The 20,281-nt window shown below is 61.7% G+C and carries 24 protein-coding genes; 7 read left to right on the forward strand and 17 right to left on the reverse strand.

Annotated features, from left to right (window positions below; all coding sequences use genetic code 11):
- Nucleotides 1-13: 13 nt before the first annotated feature.
- Nucleotides 14-553 (reverse strand): ribosome maturation factor RimM, encoded by a 540-nt coding sequence (gene rimM, locus GTP45_RS01585; protein WP_161012129.1) that lies wholly within the window; start codon nucleotides 551-553, stop codon nucleotides 14-16.
- A 14-nt stretch (nucleotides 554-567) separates the two neighbouring features.
- Nucleotides 568-816 (reverse strand): 30S ribosomal protein S16, encoded by a 249-nt coding sequence (gene rpsP, locus GTP45_RS01590; RefSeq protein WP_155463635.1) that lies wholly within the window; start codon nucleotides 814-816, stop codon nucleotides 568-570.
- 222 nt (nucleotides 817-1,038) lie between these two features.
- On the opposite strand from rpsP, the gene GTP45_RS01595 reads away from it, so the two are divergent.
- From GTP45_RS01595 to GTP45_RS01605, 3 genes are read left to right on the forward strand one after another with little or no spacing between them, the layout of a single operon-like run.
- Nucleotides 1,039-1,467 (forward strand): NINE protein, encoded by a 429-nt coding sequence (locus GTP45_RS01595; RefSeq protein WP_161012130.1) that lies wholly within the window; start codon nucleotides 1,039-1,041, stop codon nucleotides 1,465-1,467.
- Nucleotides 1,468-1,481: 14 nt separating this feature from the next.
- Complete coding sequence (locus tag GTP45_RS01600) at nucleotides 1,482-1,901, forward strand: glycine zipper 2TM domain-containing protein (RefSeq protein ID WP_161012131.1); 420 nt, start codon at nucleotides 1,482-1,484, stop codon at nucleotides 1,899-1,901.
- A gap of 7 nt (nucleotides 1,902-1,908) precedes the next feature.
- Nucleotides 1,909-2,886: a proline dehydrogenase family protein gene (locus tag GTP45_RS01605; protein ID WP_161012132.1), complete on the forward strand. Its 978-nt coding sequence runs from the start codon at nucleotides 1,909-1,911 to the stop codon at nucleotides 2,884-2,886.
- Here the strand turns inward: GTP45_RS01605 and GTP45_RS01610 are convergent.
- The 7 genes from GTP45_RS01610 to ugpQ form a co-directional block, all read right to left on the reverse strand.
- A complete protein-coding gene (locus GTP45_RS01610; RefSeq protein WP_161012133.1) occupies nucleotides 2,873-3,097 on the reverse strand; it encodes a hypothetical protein in 225 nt (74 codons plus the stop codon). The genes GTP45_RS01605 and GTP45_RS01610 overlap by 14 nt on opposite strands.
- 63 nt (nucleotides 3,098-3,160) lie before the next feature.
- A complete protein-coding gene (locus tag GTP45_RS01615; protein ID WP_161012134.1) occupies nucleotides 3,161-4,951 on the reverse strand; it encodes an acyl-CoA dehydrogenase in 1,791 nt (596 codons plus the stop codon).
- Nucleotides 4,952-5,027: 76 nt separating this feature from the next.
- Complete coding sequence (locus GTP45_RS01620; RefSeq protein WP_161012135.1) at nucleotides 5,028-5,960, reverse strand: electron transfer flavoprotein subunit alpha/FixB family protein; 933 nt, start codon at nucleotides 5,958-5,960, stop codon at nucleotides 5,028-5,030.
- Between the two features lie 12 nt (nucleotides 5,961-5,972).
- Entirely contained in the window at nucleotides 5,973-6,722 is a 750-nt protein-coding gene (locus GTP45_RS01625) for an electron transfer flavoprotein subunit beta/FixA family protein (RefSeq protein ID WP_161012136.1), read from the reverse strand.
- A gap of 173 nt (nucleotides 6,723-6,895) precedes the next feature.
- Nucleotides 6,896-7,123, reverse strand: a complete 228-nt coding sequence (locus GTP45_RS01630) for a sulfurtransferase TusA family protein (protein ID WP_092279519.1) — start codon at nucleotides 7,121-7,123, stop codon at nucleotides 6,896-6,898.
- Nucleotides 7,124-7,365: 242 nt separating this feature from the next.
- A complete protein-coding gene (gene alaS / locus GTP45_RS01635) occupies nucleotides 7,366-9,975 on the reverse strand; it encodes an alanine--tRNA ligase (RefSeq protein ID WP_161012137.1) in 2,610 nt (869 codons plus the stop codon).
- Nucleotides 9,976-10,014: 39 nt separating this feature from the next.
- Complete coding sequence (ugpQ, locus tag GTP45_RS01640) at nucleotides 10,015-10,770, reverse strand: glycerophosphodiester phosphodiesterase (RefSeq protein ID WP_161012138.1); 756 nt, start codon at nucleotides 10,768-10,770, stop codon at nucleotides 10,015-10,017.
- A gap of 57 nt (nucleotides 10,771-10,827) precedes the next feature.
- Here ugpQ and GTP45_RS01645 point away from each other — a divergent pair, with 57 nt between their 5' ends.
- Nucleotides 10,828-11,511, forward strand: a complete 684-nt coding sequence (locus tag GTP45_RS01645) for a M48 family metalloprotease (RefSeq protein WP_161012139.1) — start codon at nucleotides 10,828-10,830, stop codon at nucleotides 11,509-11,511.
- Nucleotides 11,512-11,558: 47 nt separating this feature from the next.
- Nucleotides 11,559-12,788 (forward strand): CaiB/BaiF CoA transferase family protein, encoded by a 1,230-nt coding sequence (locus GTP45_RS01650; RefSeq protein ID WP_161012140.1) that lies wholly within the window; start codon nucleotides 11,559-11,561, stop codon nucleotides 12,786-12,788.
- 17 nt (nucleotides 12,789-12,805) lie between these two features.
- Here the strand turns inward: GTP45_RS01650 and GTP45_RS27915 are convergent, their stop codons facing one another.
- The 4 genes from GTP45_RS27915 to GTP45_RS01665 form a co-directional block, all read right to left on the reverse strand.
- Nucleotides 12,806-12,973, reverse strand: coding sequence for a hypothetical protein (locus GTP45_RS27915; protein ID WP_166454505.1), 168 nt, complete (start codon nucleotides 12,971-12,973; stop codon nucleotides 12,806-12,808).
- Nucleotides 12,970-13,221 carry a hypothetical protein gene (locus GTP45_RS01655; protein WP_161012141.1) on the reverse strand — a complete coding sequence of 84 codons (252 nt, stop codon included), beginning with the start codon at nucleotides 13,219-13,221 and terminating at the stop codon, nucleotides 12,970-12,972. The genes GTP45_RS27915 and GTP45_RS01655 overlap by 4 nt, the downstream gene beginning before the upstream one ends.
- Nucleotides 13,222-13,237: 16 nt before the next feature.
- On the reverse strand, nucleotides 13,238-13,567 hold the full coding sequence (locus GTP45_RS01660; protein ID WP_161012142.1) for a hypothetical protein: 330 nt from the start codon (nucleotides 13,565-13,567) through the stop codon (nucleotides 13,238-13,240).
- A gap of 94 nt (nucleotides 13,568-13,661) precedes the next feature.
- The gene (locus tag GTP45_RS01665; protein ID WP_161012143.1) at nucleotides 13,662-14,909 is read right to left on the reverse strand and encodes an MFS transporter; all 1,248 of its coding nucleotides are present in this window, start codon (nucleotides 14,907-14,909) and stop codon (nucleotides 13,662-13,664) included.
- A 65-nt stretch (nucleotides 14,910-14,974) separates the two neighbouring features.
- Here GTP45_RS01665 and GTP45_RS01670 point away from each other — a divergent pair, with 65 nt between their 5' ends.
- Nucleotides 14,975-15,874 carry a LysR substrate-binding domain-containing protein gene (locus GTP45_RS01670; protein ID WP_161012144.1) on the forward strand — a complete coding sequence of 300 codons (900 nt, stop codon included), beginning with the start codon at nucleotides 14,975-14,977 and terminating at the stop codon, nucleotides 15,872-15,874.
- Here the strand turns inward: GTP45_RS01670 and GTP45_RS01675 are convergent.
- From GTP45_RS01675 to GTP45_RS01690, 4 genes are read right to left on the reverse strand one after another with little or no spacing between them, the layout of a single operon-like run.
- Nucleotides 15,865-16,737: a hypothetical protein gene (locus GTP45_RS01675; RefSeq protein WP_161012145.1), complete on the reverse strand. Its 873-nt coding sequence runs from the start codon at nucleotides 16,735-16,737 to the stop codon at nucleotides 15,865-15,867. The two genes, GTP45_RS01670 and GTP45_RS01675, sit on opposite strands and share 10 nt — an antisense overlap.
- A gap of 14 nt (nucleotides 16,738-16,751) precedes the next feature.
- Nucleotides 16,752-17,528, reverse strand: coding sequence for a hypothetical protein (locus GTP45_RS01680; protein WP_161012146.1), 777 nt, complete (start codon nucleotides 17,526-17,528; stop codon nucleotides 16,752-16,754).
- Between the two features lie 2 nt (nucleotides 17,529-17,530).
- On the reverse strand, nucleotides 17,531-18,031 hold the full coding sequence (locus tag GTP45_RS01685; RefSeq protein WP_161012147.1) for a hypothetical protein: 501 nt from the start codon (nucleotides 18,029-18,031) through the stop codon (nucleotides 17,531-17,533).
- Nucleotides 18,032-18,057: 26 nt separating this feature from the next.
- Nucleotides 18,058-18,351, reverse strand: a complete 294-nt coding sequence (locus GTP45_RS01690) for a DnaJ domain-containing protein (protein ID WP_092278413.1) — start codon at nucleotides 18,349-18,351, stop codon at nucleotides 18,058-18,060.
- A gap of 132 nt (nucleotides 18,352-18,483) precedes the next feature.
- Between GTP45_RS01690 and GTP45_RS01695 the strand changes: the two genes are divergently transcribed.
- Nucleotides 18,484-20,253 (forward strand): glutamine--tRNA ligase/YqeY domain fusion protein, encoded by a 1,770-nt coding sequence (locus GTP45_RS01695; RefSeq protein ID WP_161012148.1) that lies wholly within the window; start codon nucleotides 18,484-18,486, stop codon nucleotides 20,251-20,253.
- Nucleotides 20,254-20,281: the final 28 nt, after the last annotated feature.

Raw genomic sequence — 20,281 nt, forward strand, 5'->3', positions numbered from 1 at the left:
CAATGTATTGCGCTTAGTAATCAAGGCCCCAGTCGACGATGATCTTTTTTGCTTCCTTGTCCACCTTGTTGATGTACGCGTCCACAAATGGGATCAGGCGCTCTTGCGCCTCAACTTCTGCGGGGACGATGCGCAAGATCGACTGCGGACCATTGCTCATCATGTCAGCCACCTTACCCAGGTGCTCACCTTGCAGATTCTCTACTTCCAGACCGATCAGCTCGGCCCAGTAAAACTCATCATCGGTCAAGACCGGGAAGCGGCTTTGCGGAATGAAAACTGCGGCGCCCTTGAGCGCTTCAGCAACGTTCCGGTCAGTCACGCCAACCAAGCGCGCTACGACATCGCCGCCATGCAGTTTGACCTGCTGGACGTCCACATCGCGCAACGCCGGTTTATCGAGCCACCAGGTTTTGACCTTGAGGAGTGCATCCGCATCTTCCGAGAAAGGACGAATCCTGACCCAGCCAGCAACGCCATAAGCACCGAAGACAAAGCCTACCTGTGCCAGATCGTCGGGGACTTGCACCCCGGATGCATTCTTATCGGTCAAACCAGTAACCAGACTTAGGCTGCTTTTTTGTTCTGGGCTACCAGACGAGCAACGGTTGGCGACAGTTGTGCGCCGACGGATTGCCAGTGAGCCAGACGATCTTCAGTGATGCGCAGACCAACTTCAGCACCCGAAGCCATTGGGTTGTAGAAACCAATGCGCTCGATGAAACGGCCATCGCGACGATTACGCGAATCGGTTGCAACGATGTTGAAGAAAGGGCGCTTCTTGGCACCACCACGAGCTAAACGAATAACGACCATAATATTTCCAAAAAATTTGTGCTAGGACGGAAAAAGCCGCAAATTATAGCAAGCTTTGCCGCGAGGCAGCAAGCGTTAATGAAATAATTGGGCATGTTGGGGTAATCAAAGATTATCCCTTGTTCCGGCACTTGGGGCAATAGCTTTGCCTGCAAAAAAGGCGTGCCGGGGGCCGTATTATGCCTGATACTGGTGGCTCACAGACTATTTTGCTGAACAACCATGACTGTTTTGCATCAGACGCGTCACAAAAACAAGACAATTGCCGCCTTGCTGGCGTTTTTATTTGGCGGCCTCGGGCTGCAACGGCTGTACCTGGGCGGCCCGCGCGACCCGTGGCTGTGGGCTCACCTGGCCGCCCTGCCCGCCGCCCTGCTGGTGGCGCTGGGGGCGCCGCAGGCCGATGCCTTCTACAAGCTGCTGCCCATCATCCTGTCGGCGCTGGCCGGCTTCCTCGAAGCGCTGGTGATGGGGCTGACGCCGGACGAAAAGTGGGACGCCCGCCACAATGCCGGCTCGGGCACGCAATCGGACACGCAATGGCCGGTGGCCGTGGTGCTGGTGGCCAGCATGATGATCGGCTCGGGCGGTTTGATTGCCACCATCTCACGCCTGTTTGACTTGCTGTACACTGGTGGGGCTTACGGTTAATCAGGAGAACTACCATGTCCAACCGTTCCACCATCATTACCGCCCTGCTGCTGGCCGCCCTGTCCAGCACCGCGCAGGCGGAAAAAGCCAAGCCTGCAAAATGCCAGGACTGCGGCAAAGTGACGCAAATCGTGGTTGGTGAAAAAGCCGGCGAAAGCAGCGCCCTGGGCGTGATCGGCGGCGGCGTCGCCGGCGCCCTGCTCGGCAATCAAGTCGGCAGCGGCCATGGCCGCCAGCTGGCCACCATCGCCGGCGCAGCCGGCGGCGCCTACGCCGGCAAGAAGATCGAAGAGAAAGCCAAATCAAGCAAACAGTGGACAGTGCACGTGAAGTACGACGACGGCCGCCAGGCCTCCTTCGTCTTCGACCACGACCCGCAACTACTCACGGGCGACCGCGTCCAGAACCACAAGGACACCATCGTCCGCAAATAAGGATGACATGACAGCACCCACCTTCCCCACCGAATGGCAAGCACTGGTAGACCAGGCAGCAGGCGCGTTGCGCGCGCTGGCGCTGGACGAGACGGCCAAACAGAAATTCTGCAACGATCCCATGCTGCGACCGTACATGCACAAGGTGTCGCAGCGCTATGTGGCCGGACAGACGGTAGGCGAGGCTTTGCAGCGCGTTGAGCAGATCATCGCGCGCGGCCATGCTGCATCGGCCGAGTACATGGGCGAAAGCGTGCGCGACGAGGCGTTTGCCATGGCCGAGACAGAGGTGTTCCTGGAGCTGGTAAAGGCCATCGGTGAGCGCAATCTGAATTGCTCGATCTCGTTCGATCTGTCGCATGTGGGCTCGCTGGTGGACAGCGAACTAGGTTATCGCAACGCCCGCCGCATCGCGCTGGCCGCCGCCGAAATCAACCGCGAGGTGATGATTTCGATGGAAGGCATAGACCGTGCCGACGACATCTATGCCACCTACACCCGCCTGCATAAGGAAGACGACCTGCGCAACGTCGGCATCACCGTGCCGGCCAAGCGCCACCGCTCGGCGCAGGACTTGCCGGCGCTGATGAAGCTGCCGGGCCGCATCCGGCTGGTGAAAGGCGCCTTCCTCGAACCTGAAGGCGTAGCTTACGCCCGCAACAGCCCTGAGCTGGCGACCGCCTACCGCCGCTACGCGCAAGAGCTGCTGCTGAGCGGCCACAAGTGCTCAATCGCCACCCACGACCGCAGCATCCAGGCCAACCTCAGCAGCTTGATCGTGCAAGAGCGCATCGATCCACGCTGGTTTGAATTCGAATCGCTGATCGGCCTTGGCACCGAGCAAATCGATGCGCTGCAGGCGCAGGGCTTCCCGACGCGCGAATACGCGGTGTTCGGGCAGGAGCATTTCCTCTACGTGCTGAACCGCATCGCCGAGGAACCGATCCGCGTCTATCAGGCGATCCTCGACCTCAATGCAGGTTAAGCGCCACGAAAGACTCCAAGCTCCCAGCCGCTGAGCGCGGCGACGGGCGGGCGCCGGCCGCCACAGCCCAGGCCAGCACCCACTGGCCGGCCTTGATTTCATCGGCCGCAGTCTCGGCATGGAGCAGGCGCTGGGCAGCGTCATTCATGCGCTTGACGGCGTAAGCCTTACGGTCGGCAGTGGTGGCGGTGTGGATTACGATAGGTTTCATGCTGGGCTCTCCAAGAGAATGTCCAGCTTGTACGCACCGTAATCCGCATCGGATTCAACTTTTTTAGAATTGCTCGATATCCAGCGCCAGCACGCCTGCACTGCCCTCGATAATCGAGGTGCGGATGCCCGGGGACTGGGTCAGGAAGTGCTCAGCGAAGAAACGCGTGGTTGCAATCTTGGCCTTGTAGAAGCTGGCGTCGCCGTCGCCGGCACTCAGCTTCTGCTGCGAGATCAGCGCCGCGCGCGCCATCTGCCAGCCGCCCAGCACAATGCCGGCCAGTTTCAGATACGGCACGCTGCCCGAGAACACGCCCTTGATGTCGGCCTTGATGTTGGCTACCACGTAGTCCACCACCGCTTCCAGATCCGCCGCACCTTGCGACAGGTGTTTGCGGATCGCCGCGAAGTCAGCACCTTCCAGCTTGGCCAGCTCCGCTTCAGTCGCGCGCACTTGCGCGATCAAAGCCTTGGCCACCTTGCCCGCATCGCGCACGGTCTTGCGGCCGATCAGGTCATTGGCCTGAATTGCGGTCGTGCCTTCGTAGATGGTCAGGATCTTGGCATCGCGATAGTGCTGCGCCGCGCCGGTTTCTTCGATGAAGCCCGTGCCGCCGTGAATCTGCACGCCGTCGCGGGCCACGTCTTGCGACAGCTCGGTCGACCAGCCCTTGATGACCGGCACCAAGTACTCGTACACCGCCTGATTCTGCGCGCGCACTTCGGCATCGGCGCTGTGGTGGGCCGCGTCGTACAGCGAGGCGCCAACGTAGGCCAGCGCGCGCGCGGCCTCGGTCTGCGAACGCATATTCATCAGCAGGCGGCGCACGTCCGGGTGATTGATGATGGCGACACCGGCCGGCGAACCATTCAGGTCACGCGACTGCACGCGGTCTTTGGCGTAAGCCAGCGCGTGTTGATAAGCATGCTCCGACAAGCCAATACCCTGCATGCCCACGCCAAAGCGCGCCGCGTTCATCATGATGAACATATATTCCAGGCCGCGATTCTCTTCGCCCACCAGCGTGCCAATGGCGCCGCCGTTGTCGCCGAATTGCAGCACGGCGGTTGGCGAGGCCTTGATGCCCAGCTTGTGCTCGATCGATACGCAGTGCGCATCGTTGCGCGCGCCCAGCGAGCCGTCTTTATTCACCAGGAACTTCGGCACGATGAACAGCGAGATCCCCTTCACGCCCGCCGGTGCATCCGGCGTACGCGCCAGCACCAAGTGAACGATGTTCTCGGTCATGTCGTGGTCGCCGTAGGTGATGAAGATCTTGGTGCCGAAGATTTTGTAGGTGCCGTCGCCCTGCGGCTCGGCGCGGGTGCGCACGGCGGCCAGATCGGAACCGGCTTGCGGCTCGGTCAGATTCATGGTGCCAGTCCATTTGCCGGTCACCAGCGGTTCCAGGTAGGTGGCTTTTTGCTCTTCGCTGCCGGCGGTCAGCAGCGCTTCAATCGCGCCGTCCGACAGCAGCGGGCACAGCGCGAACGACAGGTTGGCGCCGTGCAGCATCTCCACGCATGGCGTGCCGACCAGCTTGGGCAAGCCCTGGCCGCCGAATTCCACCGGGTGTTGCAGGCCTTGCCAGCCGGCGTCGGCGAATTGGCGGAAGGCTTCCTTGAAGCCCTTGGTGGTGATGACGCCGTCCTTAGTCCAGTAGCTTGGCTCCTTGTCGCCTGCGTGGTTCAGCGGGGCGATTTCGCCGGCGACGAATTTCGCGCTTTCTTCCAGTACCGCTTCGGCGGTTTCCGGCGTTGCGTCTTCGCAGCCCGGCAGTTGGCTCACGGCTTGCAGGTTGGCCAGTTCGTTCATCACGAACAGCATGTCTTTGATCGGTGCTTGATATGGCATCTTATGTCTCCAAGAAAAAGGCCACGGCAACCCGGCATCCCGGATCAGCGTGGCCTGAGAGGTGCTTTGTGCGGGTTTAGCCCAGCTCAGCAACCAGTTGTGGCACAACTTCGAACAGGTCGCCAACGATGCCGTAGTCGGCAACGGAGAAGATCGGCGCTTCTGGATCTTTGTTGATCGCAACGATGGTCTTCGAATCTTTCATGCCGGCCAAGTGCTGGATCGCGCCCGAGATACCGACGGCGATGTACAGGTTAGGCGCAACGATCTTGCCGGTCTGGCCAACTTGCCAGTCGTTCGGCACGTAGCCCGCGTCCACCGCAGCGCGCGATGCGCCCATGGCGGCGTTCAGCTTGTCTGCCAGCGGTTCCAGGATCTTGAAGGCTTCGCCCGAACCCATGCCGCGGCCACCGGACACGATGATCTTGGCAGCGGTCAGTTCTGGACGATCCGACTTGGCCACTTCACGGCCGACGAAGGCCGATTTGCCCGAATCGGCAACGGCAGCCACGGTCTCGGTTGCAGCCGAACCGCCGGTAGCGGCAGCAGCGTCGAAGCCGGTCGAACGCACGGTGATGACTTTGACCTTGTCGCCCGACTGCACGGTAGCGATGGCGTTACCAGCGTAAATAGGACGCTCGAAGGTGTCCGGCGAATCAACCTTGGTGATTTCCGAAATCTGCGCTACGTCCAGCTTGGCTGCGACGCGTGGCAGGATGTTTTTGCCATAGGCGGTTGCTGGCGCCAGGATGTGGCTGTAGGCGCCGGCCACTGCCAGCACTTGTTCAGCCACGTTCTCTGCCAGGCCGTCAGCGAAGTGCGCGCCTTCGGCGACCAGCACTTTCGACACGCCGGCGATTTGCGCGGCAGCGGCAGCAGCGGCGCCGGCGTTCGAGCCAGCCACCAGTACGTGCACATCACCACCGCACTGGGCGGCAGCGGTGACGGTGTGCAGGGTGCTTGCCTTCAGGCTGGCGTTGTCGTGTTCTGCGATAACTAATGCGACCATTTTCGGATTCCTTTAGATAACTTTAGCTTCGGTGCGCAGTTTTGCGACCAGGGTAGCGGCGTCAGGCACTTTGATACCGGCCGAGCGCTTCGCTGGCTCGGCAACCTTGACGGTCTTCAGGCGCGGGGTAACGTCCACGCCCAGGTCTTCCGGCTTGGTCACGTCCAGCGGCTTTTTCTTCGCTTTCATGATGTTCGGCAGGGTCACGTAGCGCGGCTCGTTCAGGCGCAGGTCGGTGGTGACGATGGCCGGCAGGGTCAGCGCCAGGGTTTCCAGGCCGCCGTCCACTTCGCGGGTCACGGTGACTTTGCCGTCTTCCAGCACCACTTTCGAGGCGAAGGTCGCTTGCGGCCAGCCCAGCAGCGCAGCCAGCATCTGGCCGGTCTGGTTGGAGTCGTCGTCGATCGCTTGCTTGCCGAGGATGATCAGTTGCGGTTGCTCTTTGTCAGCCAGCGCTTTCAGCAGCTTGGCGACAGCCAGCGGTTCCAGTTCGGTAGCGGTTTCCACCAGGATGCCGCGGTCGGCGCCGATGGCCATCGCGGTACGCAGGGTTTCCTGGCATTGGGTGACGCCGGCGGACACGGCCACCACTTCGCTTACTTTGCCAGCTTCTTTCAGGCGGGTCGCTTCTTCAACCGCGATCTCGTCGAACGGGTTCATCGACATTTTGACGTTAGCGATATCGACGCCGGTGTTATCGGACTTCACGCGCACCTTGACGTTATAGTCGACTACACGTTTGACGGGTACCAAGACTTTCATAGCTGTGCCTTTGGGAAAAATAGGAATTCGGGACTAACAATGTGGGCTAGATTATATGAGAAATCTAGCCGCCACAAGAATTTTAAGCACGATCGTGCGTTTTTTCGCTAGTAGAAATCGTCTAAAAATAAAATCTTTCAGACGAACTTCTAGAAGGAAAAATACAGCGGCTGTTATTTGCGCTGCATCAAAAAGACAAACTCGCGGCCGATCTGGACGTGCGACAACAGGGCGTTGCCGGTTTGTTTGCAGAACGCCTGGAAATCGCGCACCGAACCCGGGTCCGTGGCCATGATACGCAGCACCTCGCCACTTTGCAGCTCGGCCAGTGCTTTTTTGGCCTTCAGGATAGGCAACGGGCAATTGAGGCCGCGTGCGTCCAGTTCCTTTTGAAATTCCATGATTTCGTTTTCAAGTATCGTGTCGCTCATCGAGAACCCGCTCTTTTGGTTAGGTGTGTCGTCATACTACTCCTTTTCGGGGCGGATGACGCGCTGCACCAAAATAGTTCGTTGTACGTTGCAAGTTTGCAACGGGAACTGGAAAGTATACAACAGTAACCCCGGAACGACAACGGCCTGCGCATGGTCACCAGACCGCACGCAGGCCGCATTAACACAGCTTTACAGCTGATTTTGTTGCTTTATACGCGCTCGCCTACCCATGCCGAAACTGCGGCCAGGGCGCCGGCCAGGCCGGACGGATCGGTGCCGCCGGCTTGCGCCATATCAGGGCGTCCGCCGCCTTTGCCGCCCACTTGTTGGGCAACGAAGTTCACCAGCTCGCCTGCTTTGACCTTGGAAGTGCTGTCTGCAGTGACGCCGGCGATCAGGCTGACTTTGCCGTCATTGACTGATGCCAGCACGATGGCGGCGGTCTTCAGCTTGTCTTTCAGCTTGTCCATGGTTTCGCGCAGCGCGGTCACGTCGGCGCCGTCCAGCGTGGCTGCCAGCACCTTGATGCCTTTGACGTCGACTGCCTGGCCCGCCAGCTCGTCGCCCTGCCCTGCGGCCAGCTTGGACTTCAGTGCCGCCAGTTCCTTCTCCAGCGATTTCACCTGGTCTTGCACGGCGCCGATCTTGACGGTCAGCTCGTCCGGGTTGGACTTCAGTGCAGCCGCCGCTTCATTCAGCTTGCGGGCCATGCCTTGCACCAGCGCCAGCGCGCCTTCGCCGGTCACGGCTTCCACGCGGCGGATACCAGCAGCAACGCCGCCTTCCGAGACGATCTTGAACAGGCCGATGTCGCCGGTGCGGTTGACGTGCACGCCGCCGCACAGCTCTTTCGACGAACCGATGTCCATCACGCGCACCTCGTCGCCGTACTTCTCGCCGAACAGCGCCATGGCGCCATGCTTGACCGCGTCGTCGAACGACATGTGGTGCTGCTGGGTCGCGTGGTTTTGCAGGATCTCGCGGTTGACGATGGCTTCCACTTGGGCGATTTCCGCAGCGGTCATCGGCGCGTTGTGGCTGAAGTCGAAACGGGCCTTGTCTGGATCAACCAGCGAGCCCTTCTGCGCCACGTGCGAACCCAGCACTTCGCGCAGGGCCTTATGCATCAGGTGGGTGGCCGAGTGGTTGCGGATGGTGCGGCCGCGCTTGGCTTCATCCACCTTGGCGCTGACGGCGTCGCCCACTTTCAGCGAGCCGCTTTCCAGCACGCCGTGGTGGCCGAACACGTCGGCTTGAATCTTCAGGGTGTCGCCGACGCTGAACTGCGCAGCGGCGGTAGCGATCACGCCCTGGTCGCCCACCTGGCCGCCCGACTCGGCGTAGAACGGGGTGGTGTCCAGCACCACGATGCCCGACTGGCCGGCTTTCAGTTCCTGTACCGGCGAACCTGCCGAGTACAGCGCGATAACCTTGCTGTCGAAGTTCAGGCTGTCGTAGCCGACGAATTTGTTTTTCTCGCCCGTGTACTCAACCTTGGCGTCCTTCACCGACTTGCCGCCCTTGCGCGACAGCTCCTGGCTTTCCTTCAGGGCGGCGTCGTAGCCTTCCTGGTCGAAGCCGATATTGCGCTCGCGGCAGATGTCGGCGGTCAGGTCTGGCGGGAAGCCATAGGTTTCGTACAGGGTGAAGGCGGTCGCGCCGTCGATGCGGGTGCCGTCCTTCGCCAGCTGGGCTTCCAGCACTTTCATGCCGGTTTCCAGCGTTTCGCCGAAGCGCTCTTCTTCCGCCTTCAGCATCTTGGCGACGTTGTCCTTGGCTTCTTCCAGCTCTGGATAGGCGGAGCCCATCTCGATCGCCAGGTCGGCCACCAGCTTGTAGAAGAATGGCTTGGTCTGGCCCAGCTTGTGGCCGTGACGCAGCGCGCGGCGGATGATGCGGCGCAGGACGTAAGCACGGCCTTCGCTGCCTGGAATCACGCCGTCAACAATCATGAACGCGGCCGAGCGGATGTGGTCGGCGATCACGCGCAGCGATTTGTTTTCCAGGTCGGTGGCGCCGGTTTCGCGCGCAGCGGCTTTGATCAGGGCCTGGAACAGGTCGATCTCGTAGTTCGAGTGCACGTGCTGCAGCACGGCGGCCAGGCGTTCCATGCCCATGCCGGTGTCCACCGACTGCTTCGGCAGCTTGTGCAGCACGCCAGCTTCGTCGCGGTTGAACTGCATGAACACCAGATTCCAGATTTCGATGAAGCGGTCGCCGTCTTCTTCCGGCGAGCCTGGAGGGCCGCCCCAGATGTCGGCGCCGTGGTCGTAGAAGATCTCGGTGCATGGGCCGCATGGGCCGGTGTCAGCCATCTGCCAGAAGTTGTCCGACGCGTAGCGCGCGCCCTTGTTGTCGCCGATGCGGATGATGCGCTCTTTCGGCACGCCCACTTCGTTAGCCCAGATATCGTAGGCTTCGTCGTCTTCCTGGTACACGGTCACGGTCAGCTTTTCGGCTGGCAGCATGTAGACCTTGGTCAGCAGTTCCCAGGCGAAGTTGATGGCGTCGCGCTTGAAATAGTCGCCGAAGCTGAAGTTACCCAGCATTTCGAAGAAGGTGTGGTGACGCGCGGTGTAGCCGACGTTTTCCAGGTCGTTGTGCTTACCGCCGGCGCGCACGCAGCGCTGCACCGAGGTGGCGCGGCTGTACGGGCGGCTATCGGTACCGGTGAACACGTCCTTGAACTGCACCATGCCGCTATTGGTCAGCAGCAGAGTCGGGTCATTGCCAGGCACCAGCGAGCTGGAACGAACAATCGTGTGACCTTTGGATTCAAAGAATTTAAGGAATTTGTCGCGAATTTCAGATGATTTCATGTCGTGAGCTAGTGGTAACTGGCAAATGCAAAGGATTGATTATATATCGAAGGACGGGCCGATCAAATCTATGCGGTCGGTGCAGAAGCCGTCCACGCCCCATGACAAGATTTCCCTGCCCCGCGCCGGATCGTTGACGGTATAGCAAAACAGGCCATAGCCGCCCTCTTTAATTTGGGCCGCCAGCGCGGGCGTCAAGTGCTTGTGGTTGGTGTGGATGGCAACCGCGTCCAGCGCCTTGGCCTGCTGCTGCCAGTCGGCGGGGATGGTGTCCAGCAGGTAGCCGCGCGGCACTTCAGGCGCGCTGTCGCGGGCGGCGGCCAGGGCCGCAAAGCTGAATGAGGACAGCAGCGGGTAGCCGGCCGGGTCGCCGGCGGCCAGTTCGGCGGCGTAATTGTCGCGGGTGATTTTGGCGACCCAGGCGCCGGTGGCGGCCTCAAAACCGTCGGCCGGCTTGATTTCCACATTCATCCAGATGCGCTGCGCCTTGCAATAATCGATGAACTGGGTGTAGAACGGTACCGGCTCGCCACGGAATTCCGGGCTGAACCAGCTGCCGGCGTCGAGCGCGGCCAGCGCGGCGGCGTCGGTTTGCGCCACGCTGCCCTGCCCGGCCACGGTGCGGCCCAATTCCGGGTCGTGCACCACCATGCCGATGCCGTCGCGCGACAGCATCACGTCGAACTCGACGGCGCGGAAGCCGTAAGCCAGGCCGGCACGCAGGCCGGCCACGGTGTTTTCCGGCGCCAGCGTACCGCCGCCGCGATGTGCAACAATTTTAGGGTAAGGCCACATGGCGACGCCTCGGAGGTTGTTATGGCAAGGATAGCAACGTTATCACGAATCGTACTCTTGCTACTAGCCGCGCCGATGGCGGATGCGGCAGCGCCGATACAGGACGAGGTGATGGCGCGCGCCGCCGTGCTGTACGCCGGCCGGCTAGCCGAACGCATCATCGACCGCGACGAACGCTTCACCGCCCGCGTGCGCGCCATTGCCGAGGTGCTGGTCGCGCAAGCGCGGCGCGATTACCCCGAGACGGCGGCGTGGGCATGGGAAGTCCACACCACCGACGATCCCGATCAAAACGCCGACTGCATGGCGGGCGGCAAAATCCTCGTCAGCAAGGCCTATGTCGAGCGCTTGCAGTTAAACGACGACGAGTTGGCCATGCTACTGGCGCACGAGATCGAGCACGCCACCCTGCATCACAATCTGAAGGAATACGAGGCTGCGATCCGGATGGAACCGGCATGGCTGCAACGGCCGTTCATTGAACTCGAATACGCGGTCGATCACGACCGTACTTTGATGGGCAAGCTGGCCGAGACCAATTACGCGCAGGAAGAAGAAGCCGACCTCGAGGGCTTGCGCCTGGCGTGGCGCGCAGGCTGGCCGGCCGAACGGCTATCGGGCTACTTCCGCAAGATGATGCGCGCCAGCGATAGCCCGCGCCGCAGCAAGGCCGATTACCCGTCGCCGGTGCAGCGCTGGCGGGCCGCACAAGCGGTGGCGGCCGACTTGCAAAAAAAATGACGCGCCGCCACACTAGCGGACTAAATTGCTCAAAAGGTAAAACATCCATGACAGCTCAAAAAGCGCTAGGCCATATCCGCGTGCTCGACCTGAGCCGCGTACTGGCAGGGCCGTGGTGCTCGCAGAATCTGGCCGACCTCGGTGCGGAAGTGATCAAGATCGAACGTCCGGGCAGCGGCGACGATACCCGCGCCTGGGGCCCGCCGTATGCGCGTGATGCCGACGGCAACAACACGACCGAGGCGGCCTACTACCTGTCCGCCAATCGCGGCAAGCAGTCGGTGACGGTGGACATCGCCAGCGCCGAAGGCCAGGAGCTGCTGCGCGAGCTGGTCAAGCACAGCGACGTGGTACTGGAGAATTACAAGGTCGGCCAGCTGAAACGCTACGGCCTCGATTACGACTCGCTGAAGGCAATCAAGCCGGACCTGGTCTACTGTTCGGTGACCGGTTTTGGCCAGGACGGCCCGTACGCGCACCGCGCCGGCTATGACTTCCTGATCCAAGGAATGGGCGGCCTGATGTCGGTGACCGGCGAGCGCGACGACCTGCCGGGCGGCGGTCCACAAAAAGCCGGCGTGGCGCTGACTGATTTGATGACCGGCATGTACGCCACCATCGCCATCCTCGCCGCGCTGACGCACCGCGACCGCAGCGGTGAAGGCCAGTACATCGATATGGCTTTGCTGGACGTACAGGTGGCGATGCTGGCGAACGCCGGCAGCAACTACCTCAACAGCGGCAAGATTCCCAAGCGCTGGGGCAATGCCCATCCGAACATCGTGCCGTACCAAACCTTCCAGTGCGCGGATAGCTACATCATCGTCGCCACGGGCAATGATGGGCAATATCAAAAGTTTGTGGAAGCGGGTGGCCGTCCTGAGCTCGCCTTCCACGAGCGCTATGCCACCAACCCGTTGCGCGTGCAGAATCGCGACGAGCTGGTGCCACTGCTGGCCGAGATGGTGCTGCAACAGCCGCGCGATTTCTGGATCAATAAGCTGGAAGAAGTCGGCGTGCCATGCGGCCCGATCAACAACCTCGATGACGTCTACAAGAACCCGCAAGTGGAAGCGCGCGGCATCGTGATGGAAGTGCCGCATCCAACGGCCGGCACGACCAAGCTAGTCCGCAGCCCGATGCGCATGTCGGCCACGCCAACCGACAACGCCGTCGCCCCGCCCCTGCTCGGCCAACACACCGACACCGTCCTGCGCAACCTCCTCGGCCGCACCGACCAACAAATAGCAGCCCTCCGCGCGAAGGGCGTGCTGTAAGTAGCCAACAGTGAGCGCTAGCGTCGCAACCGCGCGCGCTCACGGTCAGCGCGCCGCATTTCCGCCCTGACGGCACGGATAGCACCACGCACCGCGCCCGTCAGCGGCGCAAAATAGAAACGCAAGCTCTCCTTAAACATACGCTTCGCGTAACTTTCCTCTTTGATTTTCGCATCGTGGTTCATTCCGTTTGTCCTTTCAAGAAGTCCCAAGCCGAAAAAAACGCGGCATAGAGGAATAGCAGCACATCCAGCACGAGCAAGACGCGCGCAGTCAGTGCCACCAAGTAATAGGTGAAATCGGCGACGCCCAACTGACGTATTCCTTCCGAAAGCAAGTCCGCAACAACAGCTACTGCGGTAAATGCAATGAAGAAAACCAGGCTATACGCCAAACGGATGAGTTGACTGAACATAGTTTTTTTATGATCCATGATTTTTCAACTCCGGTTAGACACTCATATCGCGCTTGAGTTCCTGCATTTGGCTGCGCATGTGGGTGACGGCGCTCTTGATTTGTGCGGAGAGGGTCGGGATGTAGTCGCAGATGCGCTTGGCGCGTTCGGCCAACACGTCCATGTCATTGATCAGGCGGCGGATGCGCAGTTCGTCCAGGGTTTGCAAGACCTCGCGCGCATTGTCGGTGTGCTTGTCGAGCCGCTCCAGGCAGTCGCGCAATTCGCGCGGCAGTTGCGGTTCCGCCGACGCAGCTTGCGCAGCCAGCCTGACCGCGCGCTCAACAAAATAAAACCGGTGCTGGATATCGTTGATGTGCAACATGATGGTCTCCTCCATAAATGTGGATTCGACCAGCGCACGCCTCAGCAGTTGCAGCAATCAAGCGCGGCACTGATGTAGATCAGCCCGCGTGCACTTATTTTTCGGCCTGTCCCAGCGGCGCCAGCGAGCGCAGGCGCAGCGCGACCAGCAGCGCCAGCACCAGCGCAACGGCCAGCACCGCCACCACACCGGGCCAGCCGGCGCGGCCCCACATCACGCCCGTGGCCGAGCCGATCACGCTGGAACCGAGGTAGTAGAAGAACAGGTACAAGGCCGAGGCCAGCGCCTTGTTGCTGGTGGCGCGCCGCCCTACCCAGCTGCTGGCCACCGAGTGGGTCGCGAAGAAGCCGTAAGTGCACACTGCCACGCCCAGCAGAATCAGCGGCAGCCAGTTCGACAAGGTCAGCAGCAAGCCGCTGAACATGATCACGGCCATCAGCCACAGCACGTTGCGGCGGCCGTAGCGGTCGGCCAGCTTGCCCGCCCACACCGAGCTGTAAATCCCCAGCAGGTAGAAGAACGACACCGCGCCTACCAGGCTCTGGCTCAGCGTGAACGGCCCGCCCAGCAAGCGATAGGCGATGTAGTTGTACAGGCTGACAAACGCGCCCATCAGCAGGAAGGCCAGCACGAACAGCCACGGCAAGCCCGCATCCGACAGGTGCAACTTGAAGCCGGACGGCAGCGAGCGCCAGCCGCCGTGTGCCGGTGCGAAGTGGCGCGAGTCCGGCAAGCTGCGCCAGAACTCCACCGCCGCCGCAATCCCGGCCACGCCAACCATGCCCAGCGCCAGCCGCCACGAGTAGTGATCGCTGAGCACCGAAGTCATCACCCGCCCCGCCATGCCGCCAAACGCGCTGCCGCTGATGTACAAGCCCATCGACAAGCCCAGCGACTGCGGTTCGATTTCCTCGCCGAGGTAGGCCATGGCAATGGCCGGCATGCCGCCCAGCGCCACGCCCAGCAAGGCGCGCATTACCAGCAGTTGCGGATAGTTGTGGGCGAAGGCGCACAGCAAGGTCATGACGGCGGCAATGGCCATCGCCGCCACCATCAGCGGCTTGCGGCCCAGCCGCTCGGAAACGGCGCTGGAGGCCAGCAGCGACACGGCCAGCGCGCCGGTCGAGATCGATAGCACCATGCTGCTCTGCGCCGCGCTCAAGGCAAACTCGTGCGACAACAGCGGCATCAGCGGCTGCACGCAGTACAGCAGTGCGAAGGCCGAGAAGCCGCCAAAGAACATGGCGCGGTTGCTGCGTTTGAATTCGGGGCTGCCGAGGGCGATACGTGGAGCGGTGGCGGCTAACATGGCTGGCAGTTCCTGCGAGGTACGATGACGCATCTTAGGATTGCCACATTAAGCTGTCCAATATATATTTAAACCGTCAGTCATACTTTCTAAAGATAATGGAATTACGCCACCTGCGCTACTTCGTTGCCGTTGCCGAGGAGTTAAGCTTTACCCGCGCGGCCGAGCGATTGCACATCGGCCAGCCACCGCTCAGTCACCAGATTCAGCAGCTCGAAGCCGAAGTGGGCGCTCAGTTGCTGGAACGCAGCAAGCGCTGGGTGCGGCTGACGGAGGCAGGCAAGCTGTTCCTTGAGGATGCGCGCCGCGTGCTGGCCTTGTCCGAACAGGCGATGCAGACCGCGCGCCGGGCCGAACGTGGCGAGGCGGGCGAACTGCGCGTCGGCTTCACTTTTTCGACGCCGCTGACGCCGCTGTTTGCGGCCGTGATCAACCGCTACCGCCAGCGCTATCCGGGCGTGCAGCTGACCTTGCAGGAGATGTCGACCGTCGGCCAGATTGAATCGCTGGCGGCGCGTGAATTGGACTTGGGACTGGTGCGCCCGCCGGAGTTGACCTTGCCGGAAGCGGTGGAGATGACGGTACTGCGGCGCGATCCGCTGGTGATGGTGCTGCCGATCCGCCATCCGCTGGCGCAGAAGGAAAGCATCGCCATCAATGATTTGCAAGGCGAGCCGCTGGTGATGTACCCGGAGAGCGCCGGCACCGGCATTCACCCGCAGATTAACCGCTTGTGCCGGGAAGCCGGCTTCAAGCCGACGATTGCGATGGAGGCGGGAGAAGCGTCCACCATCATTGGCCTGGTGGCCGCCGGTTGCGGCGTGTCGGTGCTGCCGAGTTCCTTCGACATCATCCGCATGAGCGAGGTGTGCTATCGCCCGATGGCCGATGCCTCGGCCACGACCGCGCTGTATCTGGCCAAGCGCAAAGATGCGATATCGCCTTTAGTAGCGGCCTTCGTTGCCGTGGCAACGGAGGCCGCAGGGACTCAGGAGTAATCCGCGTCCAGTTCGGAGCCGGCGTAGTTTTCCAGTTCCGCGAACAGCGTTTTCATCGCCGTGCGGCCCTTGATGTTGTGCAGCACCGTGCAGTGCTGGCGATAGCTTTCAATCCGCTCCAGCAGCACCGGATGATGCTGCACCGGCACCTTGGCCAGCAGCGCTGCCCAGCCTGCCTCGTAATCCGGCTTGTTCTTGCGCACCGCTTTGACGAAACGCTCGAACTCCTTCTGGCCGGTACGCGCCACGATCATGCCGCCGCCTTCCACCGCAAAAATGATGGCCAGCGCAATCACGCCTTCCGCGTTGAGGTCGGCATCGCTGACCGGGCCTTCGGTATTGTGGCGGCGCAGCCAGTTGGCCAAGCGCACCACCGCCTGCACTTCCTTGCGCTGCTTGAACTGCACCGCGTAGCGCGCCGTGCCGTCCCAGTTCTGGTTCGGATCGGTCTGGCAGATATCGACAAACTTGTCGCGCAGGCGGCGTGCCGCGTACACCGGATCGGTATCGTACTCGCCGACCAGCGCATCTTCCGGCAAGGTCGACAATTCCTTGATCATGCGGAAGCCGATCTGGAACGCGTGTTCCGCGCCCTCGTCGATCAGCAAGTCCAGCGCGGCCAGGTCATCCTCGTCCGGCAGCGCGTGATCGAGGCCCAGCGACACGCAGCCAGTGGTCAGCTGCAGCGCCTTCTGGATGCCTTCCGCCGTGCGGTCGTTGGTGAACTTCTCGGCCACCATAGCGGTGATGCCGGTCAGTTCATCCGCGAGCGTGTAGGCGGCATCATCGTCTGGATGCTGGGCCAGTTGCTGGATCGCGCGCGTCAGGCGCGGCAGGGTTTCTACTACGATTGCTGGCAGCATCGATGCTCCGCCCATCACGAGAAGATGTTGGTGCCGACCGAGCGGCGCGAGGTTTTCGCGGCGCGCGTGGACGGTACTTGCTTGCGCAGGCGGTACAGCAGTTCCTTGGTCGAGCGCTGCAGGATGGTCGGCTCGGCGTCCGGGTCATCGTCGTACTCGGCGTCGGCCAAATCGGCGCTGTGGCGGAATTCCGGGAACAGCTCGAACAGCGCGCGGTCCCAGCCGTCTTCCGACGCTTGCGCCAAGGCGATCGCCAGCGGCACGATGTCGTTGTCGGAGGTGGTCTGGCCGGTCAGGTACGGGCCTTTCGAGATGATCTCGCCGGCCACTTCGAGGATTTCCTTCGGCGCCATCGAGAACAAAATCGCAAACGCGGTCGAGCCATGATCGGTGGCCGAGGCGGCAGCCAGCAGCTCGTTGCGGCGGTCTTCGTCGTCGGTCGAGAACACCACGCCGTGGATGTGCGCGAACAGCGACTCGGCGATGCGCTCTGGATCGTCCTCGATCTGGTCGTCCGGCCAGGTGGCGGCGATGAAGGCCAGGCTGTCGGCCCATGCTTTCGGCGGCACCAGCAGGGTCGCCAGCGACATCTTGCCGCCGTCGAAACCGGCCATGTGCAGCGCCGTCACTTGCGGCGGAATGTTGTTGAGCACTTCCACCACCGCCAGGTCGCCGAACTGGTCGGCGGCTTCGGCAAAGGCTTGCTCGGCGTGGCTCAGCGAGCCGGCCAGCACCAGTTCCGTGACTTGCTTGCTTAATGCTGGCAGATTGCTTTTGCTGTCATCGGACATGCTTATTCTCCATCCTGGTCGAACATTTGCGCGAAGTCGTCGCTGGCCGCATCTTCGTCTTCGATATCGTCGCCGTCGTCGTTGGCCGACAGTTGTTCCAGCGACTGGTCGTCATCATCCCACTTGCGCGGATTCTTGTGCAGGAAGGCGGTGATGATGGCCTGGCGCGCCAGATCCGGCATGCTCTCGGCAATCGCCTCGTACATGCGGGCCGGCTCGTCACCCTTGCACGAGGCCATGGCGAACACGCGCGCGGCGTCGCCGAACTCGTAGTCTTCGGCTTCGGCCAGCAGGCCTTTCGGGTTGTTGAACTCGATGTGATCGACCAGCGCGAAGGCCAGCATGTTCACGTCTTCAATGCCGCCGCCGTCGGCGTATTCACCAACCAGCGCGTCAACCATGCGCTGGTAATTCTTGCGATCCGGCGGATCGCCCAGGATGCCCTCGATCTGGCCTTCCAGCTCGCGCGATTGATAGGCGAATTCCGGGTGTACTTTTCTCATTGCTTACTTTCTTAAAACAGGTTGGTTCACGCAGCCGGCAGCGTGGTGCCATGCAGGGCGAAGACCGAACGCCACAGCTGATAGGCTTCCGCCTCCGCATCGATGATGATGCGGTGGTTGAGGCTCTGGTTGTATTCCTCGCGCTTGGCCGGGTCCGACAAGACCTCGTAGGCCTTGGTCACGGCCTTGAAACGGGCATCGGCGCCGGGCGCCGGATTGCGGTCAGGGTGGAAACGCATGGCCAGCGAGCGGTAGACCTTTTTGATCTCGTCTTCCGTGGCGTTAGGCGCGATACCCAGTGTGTTGTAATAATTTTCCATTTTGGAAACTCCGGGCTATGTTGCGCTGCAAATAAATCGCAAATTAATCGATCATTATACCGCGCCGCAGTATCCCCACTGGGGATACGGTAAAATGCAGCAACATAGAACTTTTGCACAGCCAACTTTCAGATGAGCAACGATAAAAACAGCCCAGCGCCAGCACTACCATCCAATTTCCTGCGCGCCATCGTCGAACACGATCTGGCGGCCGGCACCCACGTCCGCGACGGCATGCCGAGCGTGATCACCCGCTTCCCGCCAGAGCCGAACGGCTACCTGCACGTCGGCCACGCCAAGTCGATCTGCCTCAATTTTGGGCTGGCGCGCGATTATCAAGGGCGCTGCAACCTGCGTTTCGACGACACCAACCCGGCCAAGGAAGAGCAGGAATACGTCGACACCATCATCGACAGCGTGAAATGGCTGGGCTTTGACTACGACTACCCGGCAGCGGGCGGCGGCGTCGAGCACCACCTGCACTATGCTTCGGACTACTTCGAGCAGCTGTACCAGATGGCCGAGTACCTGATCGAGCAAGGCTACGCCTACGTCGACAGCCAGTCGGCCGACGACATGGCGGCCAACCGCGGCAACTTCAGCACGCCGGGCACCAACTCGCCGTTCCGCAACCGTCCTGCGGCCGAATCGCTGCAACTGTTCCGCGACATGAAGGCCGGCAAGTACGCCGACGGCGAGCACATCCTGCGCGCCAAGATCAGCGAAGACGCCATGGCCTCGCCGAACATGAATATGCGCGACCCGGCCATCTACCGCATCCGCCACGCCCACCATGTGCGCACCGGCGACGCCTGGTGCATCTACCCGATGTACGACTACACGCACCCGATCTCGGACGCGCTGGAAAACATCACCCACTCGATCTGCACGCTGGAATTCCAGGACCACCGCCCGTTCTACGACTGGCTGCTGGAAACCCTGTCGAAAGGCGGTTTCTTCAAGCTGCCGGTGCCGCGCCAGTACGAATTCTCGCGCCTGAACCTGACCTACGTGGTGACCTCCAAGCGCAAGCTGCGCCAGCTGGTGGAAGAGAAAATCGTCGACGGCTGGGACGATCCGCGCATGCCAACCATCGTCGGCCTGCGCCGCCGCGGCTACACGCCGGAAGCGATCAAGCTGTTCTGCGAACGCATCGGCGTGACCAAGGCCGACGGCTGGATCGACATGAGCACACTGGAAGGCTGCGTGCGCGAAGACCTGGATCCAAAAGCGCCGCGCGCCACCGCCGTGCTGCGCCCGCTGAAACTGATCATCGACAACTACCCGGAAGGCCAGACCGAAGAGTGCACCTCGCCGGTACACCCGCACCACCCGGAAATGGGCGTGCGCACCTTCCCGATCTCGCGCGAGCTGTGGATTGAAGAAGAAGACTTCATGGAAGCGCCAAGCAAGGGCTACTTCCGCTACTACCCGCCGATCGGCGACAACCCGGGCAGCCGCGTGCGCCTGCGCCACGGCTACGTGACCGAGTGCACCGGCTACGACAAGGATGAAAACGGCAAGGTCATCGCCGTGCACGTGAAGTACTTTGAAGATTCCAAGTCCGGCACGCCGGGTTCGGACAACTACAAGGTCAAGGGCAACATCCACTGGGTGTCGGCCGCTGCAGCACTGGAAGCCGAAGTGCGCCTGTACGACCGCCTGTTCACCGACGCCCAGCCGGACGCCGGCGGCAAGGACTTCCTCTCCCTGCTGAACCCGAACGCCAAGGAAGTGGTCACGGCCTACCTGGAACCGGGCATGACTGCGGCGCAGGCCGACCAGCGCTACCAGTTCGAGCGCCACGGCTACTTCGTTGCCGACCGCGTCGATTCGCAGCCAGGCAAGCCGGTGTTCAACCGCATCGTCACCCTGAAAGACAGCTGGGGCCCAGCCAAGTAAGCCCCACCCTGCTTTCCTTGAAAACGGC

This window comes from Duganella rivi, from assembly GCF_009857435.1.
Classification (GTDB): domain Bacteria; phylum Pseudomonadota; class Gammaproteobacteria; order Burkholderiales; family Burkholderiaceae_D; genus Rugamonas; species Rugamonas rivi.